This is a genomic window from Ruegeria meonggei, assembly GCF_900172215.1.
Classification (GTDB): domain Bacteria; phylum Pseudomonadota; class Alphaproteobacteria; order Rhodobacterales; family Rhodobacteraceae; genus Ruegeria; species Ruegeria meonggei.
Map to the genome: position 1 here is coordinate 1 of NZ_FWFP01000007.1, position 17,443 is coordinate 17,443.

The window sequence follows — 17,443 nt, forward strand, 5'->3', positions numbered from 1 at the left end:
ATATGATCCGGAAGCGGCAATTCTCAAGCGATACGACTTCCGGCTTTCAGCTATTCGCCGAGATCGCAGGATAGGTGTATCCAGTAAGTCGCTGACTTTAGCCGTTCCAAATGTTTGCGACACATCCGTCAAAACCGCACAAACAGGCCGGACACATGACTGCTTCTGACAAATGCACAAATCAGATCAAAAAGGACTTGCTATGCAGGAGCCATCCACACACGCCATTCGCTGCGATTGCGGAACCACGTGGTTCTTGCCGTCAAAGCAGACCTTCGATTTCGCATCGTCGATGAAATTGCATTTCGACCACCCAGATCCAGAGATTGGCCCAAATGAAAATCCAAAGAGCCGATCATTTGCGCCACGCCAGCGCTGATGCAAGATTTCTTTGATGGCATGTAGAAAAAATGTGCAGTCATTCCGTTCCATTTAAAAATATGCTGATAAAATAGGCAAGCTGGCAGCTTGATGAAACGCTTAGTGGCCTTGGAATTGCGATCGATGAAGCTTGGGCTCACTTGGGTGCCTATGAAACAACACCTTACTGTCGTTGTCGTCGAGCAGAATCAAGAACGTGCTTTTGCAATTGTGGATGCCTTGAAAGAGTCTGGAGACGTAGACGTTTCTGTAATCGGCAATGTCTCTGGGCTGGCACGTAAAATCGCAATGCATAGCCCAGACATTGTTCTGATCGACATAGACAATCCATCGCGGGATATGCTGGAAGAGTTGACCGTTGCCTCCGGTCCGATGGAGAGACCGGTGGCCATGTTCGTCTCGGGCGCTGCGGGCGGATTGGCGAAAGCCGCCGTTGAGGCCGGGGTGTCGGCCTATGTAGTCGATGGTTTGCAAGCCGAGCGCATCAAGCCTGTTATCGATACCGCCATCGCCCGGTTTCACGTGCTGCGTCAGATGCGGACCGAACTGGCCGAAACCCGCCGTGCGCTGGAAGAGCGAAAAGTAATTGACCGCGCGAAGGGGTTGTTGATGAAAGCCAAGGGCGTGTCGGAAGACGAAGCCTATGCCCTGCTCCGCAAAACTGCGATGAACCAGAACCGCCGCGTCGCCGATGTGGCCGAGGCCTTGGTCACGGCTTCGGGGTTGTTGTCATGAGAACCGTAAATCTGCCTGTCGCCTATATGCCGCTGGTCGACGCGGCACCGTTGATCGTCGCGCGCGAGATGGGGTTTGACCATGCTGAAGGTATTTCGCTCGATCTGCGCCCGGCCCCGTCATGGTCATCTCTGCGCGATATGCTGGCCTTTGGGCACGTGGACGCGGCGCATCTGCTGTCACCTGTGCCCGTTGCGATGGCCTTGGGTTTGGGCGGTATCGCGACGCGGCTGTCCGCCGTGTCTGTTTTGTCAATGAATGGCACCGTCATTGCCGTTGGCACGCAATTGGCTGGACGGCTGTCTGATCAGGGATATGGGTTCGACTTCGCGAATGCCGCTGAGGCCGGGGCGGCATTGGCAAAAGCCGCCGGAGAAGTACTTGTCTTCGGCGTTCCATTCCCTTTTTCGATGCATGTTGAACTGCTGCGCTATTGGGTTGCGGGAACCGAACTGGCTTCGAAGCAGGTCGAAATCCGCACTGTCCCGCCACCTCTCATGGCGCAGGCGCTTGCAGGTGGCGAGATCGATGCCTTCTGCGTGGGCGAGCCTTGGGGCTCATTCGCCGTAGATGACAGTGTTGGCGCGTTGCTGCTGCCCGGTAAGGCGATCTGGACCTGCGCACCTGAAAAGGTGTTGGCGGTTAGAAACGACTGGGCCGAAACCGAGCCGCATTTGCTGGGCAGCCTCATGCGGGCCGTTTGGCGCGCAGGACGTTGGCTGTCAAACACGGACAGCAGAACAACCGCGTCCGAGATGCTATCGCGCAAAACCTACCTCAACGTTTCACCCGAACTAATCGACCGCGCATTGATGGGCGAATTCACGGTCTCGGCGCGCGGCGAGCAACGATATGTGGATGGGTTTGTCGAGTTCTTTGACGGCGCTGCCACTTTCCCATGGCGCAGTCAGGCCAAGTGGATCGCGCACCAGCTGGCACAACGGAACGGGATCGATGTTAGCACAGCCGAACGCCAGGCCGCCCGTGTCTTTCGCAGCGATCTCTATCGGCGCGAGTTGTCCGGGCTGGGAGTTGAAACCCCCGGAGCGTCAGAGAAGCTGGAAGGAGCGCTTCCTGAGTCGACCGCCGTAGCCTCGACAAACGGAAGCTTGATTCTGGCGCCGAACGTCTTCTTCGACCGTCGCATTTTCGAGCCATTGGGGTGAGAGTGCACAAAAATTTTGCAGCGCAGCATAAAATCACGCTGCGGCGCAGAAAGTTCACACTTTGACGCTCAAAACCGGGTGACGGCCCGGATCAAGGATGTCTTAATCGGGACATCGGAAGGCAACGACGCCCACCGACGGAATTCGCCCATAATCCAGGGCACCTTACAAGAGCAAAGCCGCTCGACCATCCGCCACCTCCTCCCGGCGGACTGTGTCGGCGGCTTTTTTGTTTGCCCAAGGGGTTGGGCTGAACCGAAAGGGATCGAGATGAAAAAGCTACTTTTAGGCCTCGCCGCAACGACTGCGCTTGTGTCTCCGGCACTGGCCGAACTGGAACTGGAAAAAGACGAGCTGACCTTTGGCTTTATCAAACTGACCGATATGGCACCGCTGGCTGTCGCTTATGAGAATGGGTACTTCCTGGACGAAGGCCTGTTCGTGACGCTGGAAGCGCAAGCCAATTGGAAAGTCCTATTGGATGGCGTGATCGACGGGCAGCTTGACGGTGCACATATGCTGGCCGGACAGCCTTTGGCCGCCACCATCGGATACGGAACCGAAGCGCACATCGTCACGCCCTTCTCAATGGACCTGAACGGGAACGGCATCACCGTGTCCAACGAGATTTGGGAAGAGATGAAGCCGAACATCCCTGTCATGGAGGATGGCCGTCCCCAACACCCGATCAGCGCCGAGGCGCTTGCTCCGGTCGTTGAGAAATACAAATCCGAAGGCAAGCCCTTTAACATGGGCATGGTCTTCCCGGTCTCGACCCATAATTATGAGCTGCGCTATTGGCTGGCCGCTGGCGGGCTGCATCCGGGGTTCTACAGCCCGGACAACGTGACCGGTCAGATCGGCGCGGATGTGTTCTTGTCGGTGACACCTCCGCCGCAGATGCCCGCCACGTTGGAGGCCGGAACGATCTATGGGTATTGCGTGGGCGAGCCGTGGAACCAACAGGCCGTGTTCAAGGGCATCGGCGTTCCCGTGGTCACAGATTATGAGCTGTGGAAGAACAACCCCGAGAAGGTTTTCGGCATCACTGCCGAGTTTGCCGAGGAATATCCGAATACCACCCTGGCAGTGACCAAAGCGCTGATCCGTGCCGCGCAGTGGTTGGATGAAAACGACAACGCCAACCGCCCCAAAGCGGTCGAAATCCTCAGCCGCGCGGAATACGTGGGCGCGGATTATGACGTCATCGCCAACTCGATGACCGGCACGTTTGAATACGAGAAAGGCGACAAGCGCGAGGTTCCCGATTTCAACGTGTTCTTCCGCTACAACGCGACCTATCCGTTTTATTCGGACGCTGTCTGGTACCTGACCCAGATGCGTCGTTGGGGTCAGATCGCCGATGCGAAGCCGGACAGCTGGTATGACGACGTGGCCAAGTCGGTCTACAAGCCCGAAATCTACCTCGAGGCCGCGCGTTTGCTGGTTGACGAAGGTCTGGCGGATGAGGCCGATTTCCCCTGGGACAGTGATGGCTACAAGGCACCGACACCTGCCGAGGATATCATTGACGGTATCGCCTATGACGGCCGCACCCCCAACGCTTACCTCGAAAGCATGTCCATTGGCCTGAAGGGCGAGCAGAAGATCGTCGGTTCAGACGTTCAAGGCTAATTTCTCAGCTCCACGCCCGGCCAAGGTCGGGCGTGGGCTTCACCAGTGCCCCGCCATCGCAAGGACACATCAGATGACGACCGTCGATCCCGATTTCAACGCTGACGCCGCCCGCCAGGAGCGTCGCGCCCGCCTTTTCACCCGCATCAATGCAGCCGACAAATGGTTCCAAGTGTTGGGCCTCAGCTGGGCCACACCTGTTCTGAAGGCCGCCGCAGGGGACAATCCTCGCGCACAGATGGCCGAGATCTGGCGCTTGCTGATCGTGCCGTTGTTGTCGATCTTCGCCTTTCTGCTGCTGTGGGGCACGCTGGCGCCAAAGGTGCAGACCTCGCTGGGCGCGGTCCCCGGGCCGGCGCAGGTTTGGGCGGAGATGGTCAGCCTGAATGAGGACGCCAAAGCCAAAGCGGCGAAACGCGCCAAGTTCGAGGCGATGGTCGAGACGCGCAATCAAAAGTTCATTGATGCTGGCCAGCCGGAGAAGGTGAAAGACGTCGCCTTCACCGGGGCTCCGACCTACTACCAGCAGATCTGGACCTCGATCAAAACTGTGTTCTTCGGCTTTCTGATCGCCACTGCCCTTGCTGTCCCGCTGGGCATCGCGGCAGGTCTGTCGCCAACGGCAAATGCGGCGCTGAACCCGCTGATCCAGATTTTCAAACCGGTCTCGCCACTGGCGTGGCTGCCGATTGTGACCATGATCGTCTCGGCCGTTTACGTCACCAATGATGGCTGGTTCGCGAAATCCTTCCTGATCTCGGCCATCACCGTAACTTTGTGTTCGCTGTGGCCCACATTGATCAACACGGCGCTGGGTGTGGCGTCGATCGACAAGGATCTGGTGAACGTCTCCAAGGTTCTGAAAATGAACACCTATACCAAGATCACCAAGCTGGTATTGCCTTCGGCCTTGCCGCTGATCTTCACCGGTCTGCGCCTGTCGCTGGGCGTTGGCTGGATGGTTCTGATCGCCGCGGAAATGCTGGCGCAGAACCCTGGTCTGGGCAAGTTTGTCTGGGATGAGTTCCAGAACGGTTCCTCCAGTTCGCTGGCCAAAATCATGGTTGCGGTCTTTACCATCGGAATCATCGGTTTCCTGCTGGACCGTGTGATGTACGCGCTGCAATCCCTCTTCACCTTCACGAATAACCGGTGAGCGCGATGAGCATTCTTAGCTTCAAAAACGCCTCCAAATCCTTTGGCGAAGGCACCGCGCGCGCGGATGTGCTGAAAGGCATCGATCTGGGCGTGCAAGAGGGCGAGTTTCTGGTGATCCTCGGATTCTCGGGCACCGGTAAGACGACCCTGATCAACCTTATGGCCGGGCTTGATAGTCCGACCAGCGGAGAGGTCACGTTCAAAGGCGCCCCGATCAAGGGCCCTGGCCCGGAGCGCGGGGTGATCTTTCAAAACTACTCGCTGATGCCGTGGCTCACGGTCAGCGGCAATGTCGGGCTGGCGGTTGATACGGTCTTTCCCGGCCTCAACAGGGCGGAGAAGGCCGAGAAGGTTGCGCACTACGTGCAGATGGTGGGCCTCAGCCATGCCGCGACACGCCGCCCGGCGGAGCTGTCTGGTGGGATGCGCCAGCGGGTCAACGTGGCGAGGGCGCTGTCGATGAACCCAGAGGTTCTGCTGCTGGATGAGCCTCTGTCCGCGCTCGACGCCTTGACCCGCGCCAATCTGGCGGATGAGATCGAACACATCTGGGAGGCCGACAAGAAGACCTGCGTGCTGATTACCAATGACGTGGATGAAGCAATCATTCTGGCAGACCGGATCGTCGCCCTGAACCCCGATGGCTCGCTGGGGCAGGAGTTCCGCGTGTCGATCCCGCGACCGCGCGAACGCGGTGCTATGAACAACGATGAAACCTTCAAACGCCTGCGCGCGGACGTCACCAAATACCTGATGGATGTGGGGGTCGAAGCTAAAGTAGAAGGTTCGCGCATTCTGCCCGATGTCACGCCGATCCATGGCGTACCCACAGCGGTGGCTGAAGCGCAGAAGGGCCTGATTGAAAACCGGTTTCTCGGTTTCTCACAACTGCACAAGGTCTATCCGACACCCAAAGGCCCGTTGACTGTGGTCGAAGATTTTGACCTGAAGATCGATAAGGGCGAATTCATCTCGCTGATCGGCCATTCCGGCTGCGGCAAATCAACAGTTCTAACCATGGCCGCCGGGTTGAACGACATCTCAAAAGGCGCGATCAAGCTGGACGGCCGCCATGTCGAAGGTGCAGATCCCGAACGTGCCGTGGTGTTCCAATCGCCCAACCTGTTCCCCTGGCTCACCGCCAAGGAGAACGTCGCGATTGGCGTCGACAAAGTCTATCCCAAGGCCAGTATTTCCGAGCGGCGGGATGTCGTTGAATACTATCTGGAACGCGTCGGATTGGCCGATGCGATGGACAAATCCGCCTTGGACCTGTCGAACGGAATGAAGCAACGCGTCGGTATCGCGCGCGCCTTTGCCCTGTCACCCAAACTGCTGCTGCTGGATGAGCCTTTCGGGATGCTCGACAGCTTGACCCGGTGGGAATTGCAAGAAGTGCTGATGGAGGTCTGGTCCCGGACCAAGGTGACCGCGATTTGCGTGACCCATGACGTGGATGAGGCGATCCTGCTGGCTGACCGGGTGGTGATGATGACCAACGGCCCACAAGCGACCATCGGCAAGATCACCAAGGTCGATCTGCCGCGCCCAAGAACCCGTAAGGCTCTGTTGGAGCATCCGGATTATTACGCCTACCGGCAGGAAGTTCTCGATTTCCTAGAAGAATACGAACACGGCGCCAAGCCGAAATCGCCCGCCCCAAAGGCGATTGCAGCGGAGTGAAACCATGAAACAAAGACTTGTTGTCATCGGCGCAGGGATGGCCTCGGGCCGGGTGCTGGAGCATCTGACGGATACCTCGCCTGATGCGTTCGACATCACCCTGTTCAACGCCGAACCGCGTGGGAACTACAACCGCATCATGCTCAGCCCGGTTCTGTTGGGTGAGAAAACCTATGACGAGATCGTCACCCATGACGACGCCTGGTACACCGAGCGCGGCATCGCCTGCCGGTTTGGTGAGACGGTGGCCAAGATCGACTGTGAGATGAAGGTGGTCGAGGGCGAGAACGGACATGTTCCATACGACAAGCTGGTCATCGCGACGGGGTCGAACCCGTTCATCATTCCTTTGCCGGGGCATGATCTGGATGGTGTGATCGCTTATCGCGATCTGGAAGACACGCAACAGATGATGGGCATGGGGTCGGGAAACCAGGTCGTCGTAATTGGCGGCGGTTTGCTGGGGCTCGAGGCCGCTGCGGGGATGGCTGCGCATGGTGTTGACGTCACCGTCGTGCATATCATGGGCCACCTGATGGAGCGTCAGTTGGACGAGGCCGCAGGCTATCTGCTGAAGAAATCGTTGGAAGACAAAGGCATCAAGATCTGCCTGCAGGCGAATTCCAAGGAAGTTCTGGGGCAAGATGGCAAGGTTCGCGCGTTGCTGCTGGATGACGGGACCGAACTGCCCTGTGACCTGCTGGTTATGGCGGTGGGTATCCGTCCCAACACGGCGCTGGCGCAAGAGGCCGGGCTGGCCACCGGTCGCGGCATCCATGTGGATGATCAAATGCTGACCTCGGACCCGGATGTCTATGCCGTGGGTGAATGCGTCGAACATGGCGGAGAGATCTTTGGCCTTGTCGCTCCGCTCTACGATCAAGCGAAAGTGGCGGCGCGTGCTCTGTTGGAAGAAGACGCCGCATTCGCGCAGAAAACCCTCTCGACCAAGCTGAAGGTCACGGGCTGCGATCTGTTCAGTGCCGGCGATTTCGCTGACGGGCCAGGGCGCGAGGATATCGTCTTCCGTGACCCTTCGCGCGGCGTCTATAAGCGCCTTGTAATCGAAGAGGACCGGCTGGTTGGTGCCGTCATGTATGGCGACACCGCCGATGGCAGCTGGTTCTTTGGCCTGATCAAGGACGGCACCAGCATCGAAGCCATGCGCGAGACGCTGATCTTCGGCCCGGCCTATCAGGGGGGCGACACCGCGGACCCTCTCTCAGCCGTTGCAGCATTGCCGCCTGAGGCGGAGATTTGCGGCTGCAACGGCGTATGCAAGGGAGACATCATCGAGGCGATCAATGCAGGGGCCAATGATTTGGGCGCGGTGCGTGCAAGCACCAAGGCCAGCGCCTCCTGTGGAACATGCACCGGGCTTGTGGAACAGGTATTGCAGGTCACTTTGGGCGACGACTTCCAAATGCCTGCCGCGCAACCGATTTGCGGCTGCACCGATCTGACGCACGAAGATGTGCGTCGTTTGATCAAGGGGCAGGAATTGAAAAGCCAGGCCGCTGTCTGGCAGGAACTCAGCTGGACCACGCCCAACGGCTGCCATGTGTGCCGCCCGGCGATCAACTATTACCTGCTGGCGGATTGGCCGCTGGAATACCAAGACGACCCGCAAAGCCGCTTTGTCAATGAACGCAAACACGCGAACATCCAAAAGGACGGTACATTCAGTGTCGTGCCGCGCATGTGGGGAGGGATCACGACACCAGAAGAGCTGCGCGCCATTGCCAATGCTGCCGACAAATACGACGTGCCAACTGTCAAAGTCACCGGTGGTCAGCGCATCGACCTGTTGGGCGTAAAGGGTGAGGACTTGCCTGCGATCTGGTCGGATCTGAACAAGGCCGGCCTTGTCTCGGGCCACGCTTATTCCAAGGGTCTGCGAACAGTCAAAACCTGTGTGGGCACCGATCATTGTCGGTTTGGCACGCAGGACAGCACCGGGCTGGGGATCAAGCTGGAGAAAATCCTGTGGGGGTCGTGGACGCCGCACAAGCTGAAGTTGGCTGTATCCGGGTGCCCGCGCAACTGCGCCGAGGCGACGTGCAAGGATATCGGCGTCGTCTGCGTGGATTCGGGCTTTCAGATCAGCATCGGCGGTGCCGCAGGCATGGGCGTAAAAGAGACCGAATTGCTCTGTCAGGTCTCCACCGAGGACGAAGCAATCGAGGTCGTGATGGCCGTCACCCAAGCCTACCGCGAGGGCGGCAAGTATCTGGATCGCCTGTATAAATGGTTGGGCAAGGTCGGCATGGACTGGGTCAAAGCTCAGGTCGTGGACGACGTTGAAAACCGCGCTTCTTTGGTCGCCCGGTTCGAACTGTCGCAAAGCATATTCCGCAAAGACCCGTGGGCCGAACACGTCAAAGAAAAAGCGCAGACCTACGCGCCGATTGCAGATTTCACACTGGAGGCCGCGGAATGAGCTGGATCGACATCGGACATATCGACGAGGTGCCTTTGCGCGGGGCGCGTCTGGTGAAAACCCATATCGGCTGTATCGCCGTCTTCCGTACCGCCGAGACGGAAGTATACGCCGCGACCAACAGCTGTCCGCATAAAGGCGGCCCATTGTCCGAGGGCATCGTGCATGGCCAGTCGGTCACTTGTCCGCTGCATAACTGGGTCTTTGACCTGAACACGGGCGAAGCTCAGGGTGCGGATGATGGTCGCATCACCACCTATCCGGTGCGCCTTGAAGAGGGCCGTATCCTGTTGGACGACAGCGCGGTTACCCGGCGGAGCGCGGCCTGATGGACGGAAGTGGTCTGCCCGAAGTTCGCTCGACCTGCGCTTATTGTGGCGTCGGCTGCGGTGTACTTCTGCGACCCGATGGGGTCGGAGGGCTGACAGTGCGGGGCGACCCGGATCATCCAGCGAACCATGGTCGGTTGTGCTCGAAAGGGTTGGCATTGGGTGAAACCGTGGGGTTGGAACACCGGTTGCTGGCTCCTCGCGTCTTTGGCCAGGACACCAGCTGGGATAACGCGTTGCAACTGGTCGCAGACCGGTTCTCTGCCGCGATAGCTGAACACGGGCCGGACAGCGTGGCGTTTTACGTCTCGGGGCAGTTGCTGACCGAGGATTACTATGTCGCCAACAAGCTGATGAAGGGCTTTATGGGCTCGGCGAATATCGACACCAACTCTCGGCTTTGTATGGCCTCGGCCGTGGCCGGACACAAACGCGCTTTTGGTACCGATACGGTGCCTGGAACCTATGAGGACCTGGATCAGGCTGACTTGGTTGTGCTGGTCGGCTCGAACCTGGCTTGGTGCCATCCCGTTCTCTATCAGCGCGTTATAGCCGCGCGTCAGGCACGCGGCACAAAGATTGTGGTTATAGACCCGCGTCGAACAGCCAGCTGCGATCAAGCCGACCTCCATCTGGCGCTTCAACCGGGCAGCGACGTCGCATTGTTCAACCGCTTGTTGGCCAGAATTCACCAAACGGGGCATGTGTCAGCGGGTTTTCTGGATCGCAGCGTTGGGTTCAATGAGGCGGTTGAGCTTGCACAGCTTGACGATCCTGATGAGACTGGGCTGAGCCCCGATGAGATTGAGTCCTTCTGTGATCTGTGGATCGGGACTGAGCGCGTTGTGACGATCTTTAGTCAGGGTGTGAATCAGTCTTCAAGCGGAACCGACAAGGTCAACGCGATCCTGAACTGCCATTTGGCCACGGGGCGGATCGGGCGCCCAGGGATGGGTCCGTTTTCAGTCACCGGTCAGCCAAACGCCATGGGTGGCCGAGAGGTGGGCGGCTTGGCCAATATGCTCGCCTGCCATTTGGATATCGAGAACAAAGCCCACAATGCAGCCGTCCGGGATTTCTGGAAGGCACCCAACATGCCACAGAAGCAGGGGCTCAAAGCGGTCGACCTGTTTCGCGCCGTCGAAAGCGGCCAGATCAAAGCATTGTGGGTCATCCACACCAATCCGGCGGCCACTATGCCGGATGCAGGCCGTGTGAAGGCGGCTATAAAAAACTGTCCAATCACAGTTGTCAGCGACCTGACTGCCAGGACAGACACCGCGCGGCTCGCAGACATATTGCTGCCAGCAGCGGGTTGGGGTGAAAAAAACGGTACAGTGACCAATTCAGACCGCACCATTGGCAGACAACGCGCCGTTTTGTTGCCTCCGGGGCAAGCGCGCGCGGATTGGGATATTTTGGCCGAAGTGGGCCGCCGCATGGGCTGGACGGAGGCTTTCAGCTATGAGACCCCAGTACAGATATTTCGAGAATTCGCTAAGATGACTTCGCTCGCCGTATCATTTGGCAAGGATCTGGATATTACAAGTTTTTCGGACCTTGATGACGAAGACTATGAAGCGCTAAGCCCAACACGGTGGCCGACGACACCTCGTAGATCAGATGGCCGTTTTTTCGGCGATGGGCAGTTTTTTCATCCTGATGGAAAAGCGCGTTTTGTGCCTGTTACCCATCGTCCACCTAAGGCGACGCCATCTGAACAATTTCCATTTCTTTTGAACACGGGGCGAAATCGGGATCAGTGGCACACCATGACAAGGTCCGGGCTGTCGCCGCGCCTGTCAGCCCATCTTGCCGAACCTTATGTTGACGTTAACCCAAACGACGTTGATCGATTGGGCCTTAGCGCCGCAGATTTGGTCGAACTCAACAGCTCAGTCGGAAGCGGTATATTTCGGCTTCGCATCACGGAGTCTGTGGCGCCAGGTCAAGTGTTTGCGCCAATTCACTGGACGGGCGAAACGGCCCCATCAGCCTGTGTGGATGCGCTTGTTCCCAGTGTGACTGACCCGATTTCAGGACAGCCGGAAAGTAAGTCAACAGCGGTATCTGTAAGGCGGATGCATGCCGCGTGGTACGGTTTCGCGGTATCGGTTGACGCCGCATCCCCCAGCTCAGAGTACTGGGCATCTGCCAAAACAACCAACGGCTACAGAATGGAGTTGGCGGGGAAACAGATCGTAGACGATTGGGAAAGCACCGCCCGCTATTGGTTTGGGTTACCGGATGCTGAAGCCACCGTGGTCGAAGACCCAAAGCGCGGCTCGTACAGAATAGCGCTGACAGACGGGCAGCGCGTATTGGCAGCGCTCTTCGTCTCGCGCCAACCTATCACGCTGATGCGAGATTACTTGGCAACCTTCCCCGAGTTGACGCCTCAGCAGATTTTGTCCGGTCGTTCCTCTGCGTCTTCAGAAGTTTGCGGACCAATCATCTGTTCCTGTTACGAAGTCGGGCTCAAAACCATCATCCGTGCTATTCATGACCAACATATGATCAGTGTGGACGATATCGGAGATGCCCTTCAGGCTGGAACGAATTGCGGGTCTTGCCGGCCAGAGTTGGCTGACTTGCTCACCGAGCATTCGAAATCAATCCGCAACAAGCAGAAGAACTGCCCGCAAGAACAACCAGCGTAGACTCAGGGTTACTTCGAACGGGACTGCGGTCAGCTTTGATTGGTTTCCAAAGCCAGTGCGGGTTCTATTCAATCTTTAGAACAGATCAAATTGGGCCTTCCTAACCAGTTCGAACAACTTGGTCAGACGATGGCTTCGCCCTGTGCTCCAGACCAACACTCGCGTCCCAGTTTCGCGTTTGCGGCGAATGCCTCCTCTGACGCGCCGCACATCGGCTAAGGCAACCGAAGCCGAACGGCATCTGTGGGTGGCTCCTGCATTGCAAGAGATTTTTTGCGATTTCTGCGGTCATTTTGCCAGTACTGTCGTCTGTCCGGCCTGTTTATGTTTTGGCATTGCCTCCACTGGCCTTGATGAATTCCGCGAGCGAGGTTCCAATCGGCTTATCGGCCTCGGAGGAGGGCCGCTGCCGTTCCCGGAGTGTCCTTGCTCTTGGTTGACTTAATTCCGCATCATCACTTCAACGTCTTGCATCTTATAGGCAGTCAGCGAGGCTAGAACGCAGGCTGCCGGTACTCCTGTTTCTTCGTGAGCATCGCCCAGATGGCCCGAGCCGCCTTGTTCGCCATAGCGGTTGTCGCCAGTCGGAATGGCTTGTTTGCAATGATCTTCGCCGTCCACAGATCCACTTTTTCAGGCGAACGTTTCGCCATGACCGCGCGCGATGTCATGCCCACCACTAGAAGTTTGCGAATGTAACGATCACCCTGTTTCGTGATCTTGCCCAATCGTTCTTTCCCGCCGCTGGATTTGTTGAGCGGTGTCAGTCCGAGCCAGGCCGCCAGATCGCGTCCGGTCCGGAACTGTTTTGCATCACCAATCGTTGCGACAATCGCAGAGGCCGTAATCGGGCCGATACCAGGCATACGCATCAATCTACGCGCATCTGCATTCAGAAGGGCATGTTGCTGGATCATCTTAGAATAGCCATCGATGCGTTCGTTCAGGCCGAGGAACTGATAGCACTGGATACCGAGCATGCCGTTGGCGATCTCCGGCATTTCTGGATGGTCGCCATCAAGGTGACGCTTTGCAAAAGCCGTCACCGCTTCGATCCCGATGGGCAAGATGTGCCCAAACTCGCGCAACAGGCTGCGGATCATGTTGGCCATCTGCGTGCGCTGCCGGACGGCCAGGTCACGCGTTCTGTGAATGGACAAAATGGCCTGCTGCTCTTCAGTCTTGATGTCTACGAAGCGCATGGTCGGGCGCCGGACCGCCTCGCAGATCGCTTCTGCGTCGACAGCATCGTTCTTTCCACGCTTCACTTAGGGTTTGACATATCCGGCAGGCATGAGCTTCACATCATGGTCGAGCTTGCGCAGCTGACGGCCCCAATGATGCGACGATCCGCACGCTTCCATGCCGACCGTGCAAGGTGGCAGCGTCTCGAAGAACAACAGCAGCTTCGCGCGCTTGATGGCTTTGTTGAAAATCACTCGGCCGTTCTCCGAAATGCCGTGAACTTGAAAAACGTCCTTGGCCAGATCCAGGCCGACGGTCTTTACTGTCATTGGGTGGCTCCTTTCCTAGCAGTCGATGACAACTGCACTTTGGCACATTCGATGCCGGTGGAGCAGGAGCCACCCACCTCATCCGCAAAGGGCCGTCCGTGCAAAGGAAAGTGGTGCCGAGGAATGGGCTTTCACTGCGGATCGGGACGTATTGGGTTACGCACGGACCGTGCCATCAGATTAAGAACCAGTGCTCTGATAGCACAACATGGTTCACGCCTGCCTTAATCGGCGTTAGTCTCCGGTCGTAAAAACGCTGAAAGGAGCCGCCCAATGTCCCTATTCTCTAAGCTCTTCGGTGGCGGCGAAAAGTCGGAGCCGGAGCCGGTCTCATACAAAGGATTTGAAATCTTCCCCGACCTGATGCCCGAAGGCGGCAAGTACCGTCTTTTGGCCCGTATCGAAAAAACCATCGATGGAGATCGCAAGACCCATACGGTGATCCGGGCAGATGTTTTTGAAACCCGGGATCAGGGCGAAAGCTTCAGCATCGCCAAGGCGAAGCAGGTGATTGACGAGCAGGTCGAACGCATTTTCGACTAAGTAAACAGGTAACCTAATGTAAGCGCGCAATTGACGGGTGCCATGTGGACGGCATCTGGCGAGCCACCTATGAGTAGGTTCCAACGTGCAAGTCGGACTGCGGGCCTTAGGCGGGCCGCACCGCAGCGAAGGTGACCAGAGTCGAACGGCAGGAATGGGCCGGCCATGATTTGGGTAGTTGGCGAGGCCCAACAGATACTGCAATGCCTCTGATGGCTGCAACGAGCCCTTAGTGCTGCGGTTCACACGAATGTCCGCTTCGGCCGATGTGTTTTGCTTGTTGCACGAATAAACGCCAAACGTGGCGAAAGCGATGACCAATGTCACAGCATTCTGACCGCTTTGCGGAATGCACTGGGGCTTTGGCCAGATGTCGCTTCGAACGCTCGGCTAAAGGCACTGCGGCTGGAAAACCCGACGGATTCAGCGACGCGCTTCATTGGTAAATCTGTATTACGCAGCAGGTCGCCCGCCTTGCGGACGCGCAGATTGCGCAGCAGCTCCATCGGCCCCGCGCCATATGCTTCGGAAAAGCGCTTCGCAAAAGCTGCCCGGCTCATGCCAGCAATGTCCGCGAGGGTTTCGACAGAATACGGCTTGCCCGGGTCGTTCAGCATCGCATTTAGCGCTTTCCACAGCATCGGATCACGCAGCGCAGCCATCCAATCCAACGGGCCGCCCTGTTCTGTCATTCGTTTGCGCATCATGACAATTACGGCCTGCATCAACAAAACACGTATCAAGGCGCGGCTGCCGATGCTGGGGTTGCACACTTCGTGCAATAGTGTGTCAACCAATACCATCAGGTCGCTGCCAGGTTCGGCGCGCTTCACCAACGGTTCACGGATCAAGTTGACCACATCCGTAGCCCCCATGAGCCCAATATTGACATGTGCACAAAGTGCGATCAGGCGGCTGGCGCTGCCGACACTTTCATCTGGAACCGATTTGAGGACCTGCGCCAGGTTAAGAGCCGCTGGTTTGCACGACGGTCCGGGCACGACCGTCGCACCATCATTCAAGACCTCGTGGCTGTTCAGCGAGGGGATCAAAACCAAACTGCCCTTAGTTATCCTGATCGGGGCTTGCCCCCGCATAGTGATTTGGCCCTCGCCGCACAGTATATAGTGCAATGTCACCGCCGCATCTGGCTTGAGGGCAACATGGCAGGTTCCGTGAATCTCACAGATCGCAAACGGCTCCGTGCGGATATCGAGTTGATCGAAAATGTGGTCGTAGCTCATCAGGTGATTTTGGCCTTAAACTTCTTTGTCGTCACGAAAACTTTCTGGACTGGGCAAAATCAAGACGAAAAGGCACACCGACTGTCACACATAAGGCTGTCGATAAATCCAAAGAAGGAAAAACCTTATGTGCAATTGCGATGACCATGATCACGGTGGCCAGAAACTGTCACGTCGTGCGGCGCTGACCACCGGGCTGGCCGGGACTGCGGCAGCTGCAGCTACCGCGTTGGCAGGGACCGCTCAGGCGCAAGAGAAGGCAAACCCCTATGCAGAACCTACCGAGCCTGCATTGCCGCCCTCGGACATGAAACTCGACTTAAGCCGCGCGGCCCTGGTGGTGACCGACCCGCAGAACGATTTCCTCAGCCCCGATGGCGTGACCTGGGGTGTGATTGGTGCGTCCGTCACCGAACACAACACGGTCGAGAACATCGAAATCCTGTTCCGTACGGCCAAAGAACACGACATTACCACCGCCGTGTCGCCGCATTATTACTTTCCAACTGACCACGGTTGGAAGTTCGAAGGCGCTTTGGAAAAGCTGATGCACAAGATCGGTATGTTTGACCGCAAAGGTCCTCTGAACGTTGACGGATTCGAAGGCTCGGGCGCGGATTGGCTGGAGCGGTACAAACCCTACATCAACGACGGCAAGACCATCGTGACTTCGCCCCACAAAATGTACGGCAACGACACCAACGACCTGACGCTGCAACTGCGCAAGCAAGGCGTGGATCAGGTTATTCTGGCGGGTATGTCGGCCAACCTGTGCACGGAATCGCATATGCGCGAATTGATCGAGAACGGTTTCGAGGTGGCCGTGGTGCAGGATGCGACTGCTGCGGCGCAACTGCCCGAGGGGGATGGATACCTTGCTGCCCTCATCAACTTCCGCTTCATTGCCAACGCGGTCTGGAGCACTGAAGAAGCGGTATCGCAAATCAATGCTGCAGCTCTCTAAACCAACCCTTCCCCGAGGTGCTCTGACCCGGGTCAGAGTTATGCCGTGCCCTCTATCGACGTCTCCGATGGCGGGCACGGTCATAACCTTGTTCGCGCGAGCAGACAGAAACCAAAGGAAAAAGATGAAATCAAACTCGGTCAAGGAAGACACATTAGCGGCGGTCCTAGGCAAGGTTTTCCGCCTCTATGTACAAAGCCACTGTTATCATTGGAATGTGGAAGGTCCGAACTTCCGCAACATGCACGCCATGTTTGAGACCCAATACCAGACGCTTAACGGGTTCATCGACGCTATCGCAGAACGGCTGCGTGTGCTGGGTATCAAAGCACCTGCATCATTGGATGAGCTACTTGCCTTATCCAATGCAACCCAGGTTTCGACCGCCCAGACGACAGATGAAATGCTTACAAACCATTGTGCCGATTTTCAGCGCTTCATTGATGTTCTTCGCAATGCAATTCAGGTTCTTGATGATGTCCGGGACGACGGCACAGTCGGGATTCTGTCCGACATTCTCAAATGGTGCGAAAAGGAGCACTGGATGATGTCGGCCACTATGAAATAGGCTGAAACGGTGCATATGACAGCATCAATTCTACCTGCGTCGGAATAGTCACCAGCCAGGAGCATAGGTCGAATGTGGGCAAAGCCGTCGTTGGTCGCCGAGACCTATAGGGCGGCTTCGTCCGCGTCTGGTGAATTCGTTGATGGCTAAATGTGCACCTGCGGCGACTGTCCGGAAAGCGGGTTGCGACTGCAGCATCGGCATTGAGTGGCGAACGTCTCTTATGGGCCGTCCGCGTGATCAGTTATTCGCGGGGCCGGGGCCTTTCTGCAACGGCACCGTAGTCCGGAGTGAGCCCAGAGTGGCAAATGCTGCACCTTGCACCAGTAGCTGCGAAGCGTTGATTGCTGACATTGGCGTTGGTCAGGACAGCCCCAAGCTGCAATTTGACCACATCGTCGGTGCAGCAGTGCAGCTTTGCTA

Annotated in this window: 12 protein-coding genes and 1 pseudogene; 11 read left to right on the forward strand and 2 right to left on the reverse strand. The window is 57.4% G+C overall.

Annotated elements, in window-relative coordinates; all coding sequences use genetic code 11:
- Window positions 1-531 precede the first annotated feature (531 nt).
- The 8 genes from RUM8411_RS12455 (at window position 532) to RUM8411_RS12490 (ending at window position 12,187) form a co-directional block, all read left to right on the forward strand.
- Window positions 532-1,116, forward strand: a complete 585-nt coding sequence (locus tag RUM8411_RS12455; RefSeq protein WP_085823052.1) for an ANTAR domain-containing response regulator — start codon at window positions 532-534, stop codon at window positions 1,114-1,116.
- A complete protein-coding gene (locus RUM8411_RS12460; RefSeq protein WP_085823053.1) occupies window positions 1,113-2,282 on the forward strand; it encodes an ABC transporter substrate-binding protein in 1,170 nt (389 codons plus the stop codon). The genes RUM8411_RS12455 and RUM8411_RS12460 overlap by 4 nt, the downstream gene beginning before the upstream one ends.
- 270 nt (window positions 2,283-2,552) lie before the next feature.
- A complete protein-coding gene (locus RUM8411_RS12465) occupies window positions 2,553-3,917 on the forward strand; it encodes a CmpA/NrtA family ABC transporter substrate-binding protein (RefSeq protein WP_085823054.1) in 1,365 nt (454 codons plus the stop codon).
- A gap of 73 nt (window positions 3,918-3,990) precedes the next feature.
- Entirely contained in the window at window positions 3,991-5,073 is a 1,083-nt protein-coding gene (locus RUM8411_RS12470; protein WP_085823055.1) for an ABC transporter permease, read from the forward strand.
- A gap of 5 nt (window positions 5,074-5,078) precedes the next feature.
- Window positions 5,079-6,758, forward strand: coding sequence for an ABC transporter ATP-binding protein (locus RUM8411_RS12475; RefSeq protein ID WP_085823056.1), 1,680 nt, complete (start codon window positions 5,079-5,081; stop codon window positions 6,756-6,758).
- 4 nt (window positions 6,759-6,762) lie between these two features.
- The gene (nirB, locus tag RUM8411_RS12480) at window positions 6,763-9,198 is read left to right on the forward strand and encodes a nitrite reductase large subunit NirB (protein ID WP_085823057.1); all 2,436 of its coding nucleotides are present in this window, start codon (window positions 6,763-6,765) and stop codon (window positions 9,196-9,198) included.
- Complete coding sequence (gene nirD, locus RUM8411_RS12485) at window positions 9,195-9,527, forward strand: nitrite reductase small subunit NirD (protein WP_085823058.1); 333 nt, start codon at window positions 9,195-9,197, stop codon at window positions 9,525-9,527. The genes nirB and nirD overlap by 4 nt, the downstream gene beginning before the upstream one ends.
- Entirely contained in the window at window positions 9,527-12,187 is a 2,661-nt protein-coding gene (locus RUM8411_RS12490; protein ID WP_085823059.1) for a nitrate reductase, read from the forward strand. Before nirD ends, RUM8411_RS12490 begins: the two co-directional genes overlap by 1 nt.
- Window positions 12,188-12,681: 494 nt before the next feature.
- Here RUM8411_RS12490 and RUM8411_RS12495 read toward each other — a convergent pair.
- Window positions 12,682-13,701 (reverse strand): annotated as a pseudogene (locus tag RUM8411_RS12495) (IS110 family RNA-guided transposase).
- 273 nt (window positions 13,702-13,974) lie between these two features.
- On the opposite strand from RUM8411_RS12495, the gene RUM8411_RS12500 reads away from it, so the two are divergent.
- On the forward strand, window positions 13,975-14,244 hold the full coding sequence (locus tag RUM8411_RS12500; protein WP_085823060.1) for an HlyU family transcriptional regulator: 270 nt from the start codon (window positions 13,975-13,977) through the stop codon (window positions 14,242-14,244).
- A gap of 323 nt (window positions 14,245-14,567) precedes the next feature.
- Here RUM8411_RS12500 and RUM8411_RS12505 read toward each other — a convergent pair whose 3' ends face one another.
- Window positions 14,568-15,488, reverse strand: a complete 921-nt coding sequence (locus RUM8411_RS12505; RefSeq protein WP_085823061.1) for an AraC family transcriptional regulator — start codon at window positions 15,486-15,488, stop codon at window positions 14,568-14,570.
- Window positions 15,489-15,615: 127 nt separating this feature from the next.
- On the opposite strand from RUM8411_RS12505, the gene RUM8411_RS12510 reads away from it, so the two are divergent.
- Together RUM8411_RS12510 and RUM8411_RS12515 are read left to right on the forward strand one after the other, a co-directional pair.
- A complete protein-coding gene (locus tag RUM8411_RS12510; protein WP_085823062.1) occupies window positions 15,616-16,452 on the forward strand; it encodes a cysteine hydrolase family protein in 837 nt (278 codons plus the stop codon).
- Window positions 16,453-16,576: 124 nt separating this feature from the next.
- On the forward strand, window positions 16,577-17,020 hold the full coding sequence (locus RUM8411_RS12515; RefSeq protein ID WP_159453891.1) for a Dps family protein: 444 nt from the start codon (window positions 16,577-16,579) through the stop codon (window positions 17,018-17,020).
- The last annotated feature ends 423 nt before the right edge of the window (window positions 17,021-17,443 follow it).

Bases quoted from the DNA above. Each gene is read 5' to 3' on its own strand.
- RUM8411_RS12460 (WP_085823053.1), top strand. From the start codon at position 1,113: ATGAGAACCGTAAATCTGCCTGTCGCCTATATGCCGCTGGTCGACGCG.
- RUM8411_RS12500 (WP_085823060.1), top strand. From the start codon at position 13,975: ATGTCCCTATTCTCTAAGCTCTTCGGTGGCGGCGAAAAGTCGGAGCCG.
- RUM8411_RS12510 (WP_085823062.1), top strand. From the start codon at position 15,616: ATGTGCAATTGCGATGACCATGATCACGGTGGCCAGAAACTGTCACGT.
- RUM8411_RS12475 (WP_085823056.1), top strand. From the start codon at position 5,079: ATGAGCATTCTTAGCTTCAAAAACGCCTCCAAATCCTTTGGCGAAGGC.
- RUM8411_RS12515 (WP_159453891.1), top strand. From the start codon at position 16,577: ATGAAATCAAACTCGGTCAAGGAAGACACATTAGCGGCGGTCCTAGGC.
- RUM8411_RS12505 (WP_085823061.1), bottom strand. From the start codon at position 15,488: ATGAGCTACGACCACATTTTCGATCAACTCGATATCCGCACGGAGCCG.
- RUM8411_RS12470 (WP_085823055.1), top strand. From the start codon at position 3,991: ATGACGACCGTCGATCCCGATTTCAACGCTGACGCCGCCCGCCAGGAG.
- nirB (WP_085823057.1), top strand. From the start codon at position 6,763: ATGAAACAAAGACTTGTTGTCATCGGCGCAGGGATGGCCTCGGGCCGG.
- RUM8411_RS12490 (WP_085823059.1), top strand. From the start codon at position 9,527: ATGGACGGAAGTGGTCTGCCCGAAGTTCGCTCGACCTGCGCTTATTGT.
- RUM8411_RS12455 (WP_085823052.1), top strand. From the start codon at position 532: ATGAAACAACACCTTACTGTCGTTGTCGTCGAGCAGAATCAAGAACGT.
- RUM8411_RS12465 (WP_085823054.1), top strand. From the start codon at position 2,553: ATGAAAAAGCTACTTTTAGGCCTCGCCGCAACGACTGCGCTTGTGTCT.
- nirD (WP_085823058.1), top strand. From the start codon at position 9,195: ATGAGCTGGATCGACATCGGACATATCGACGAGGTGCCTTTGCGCGGG.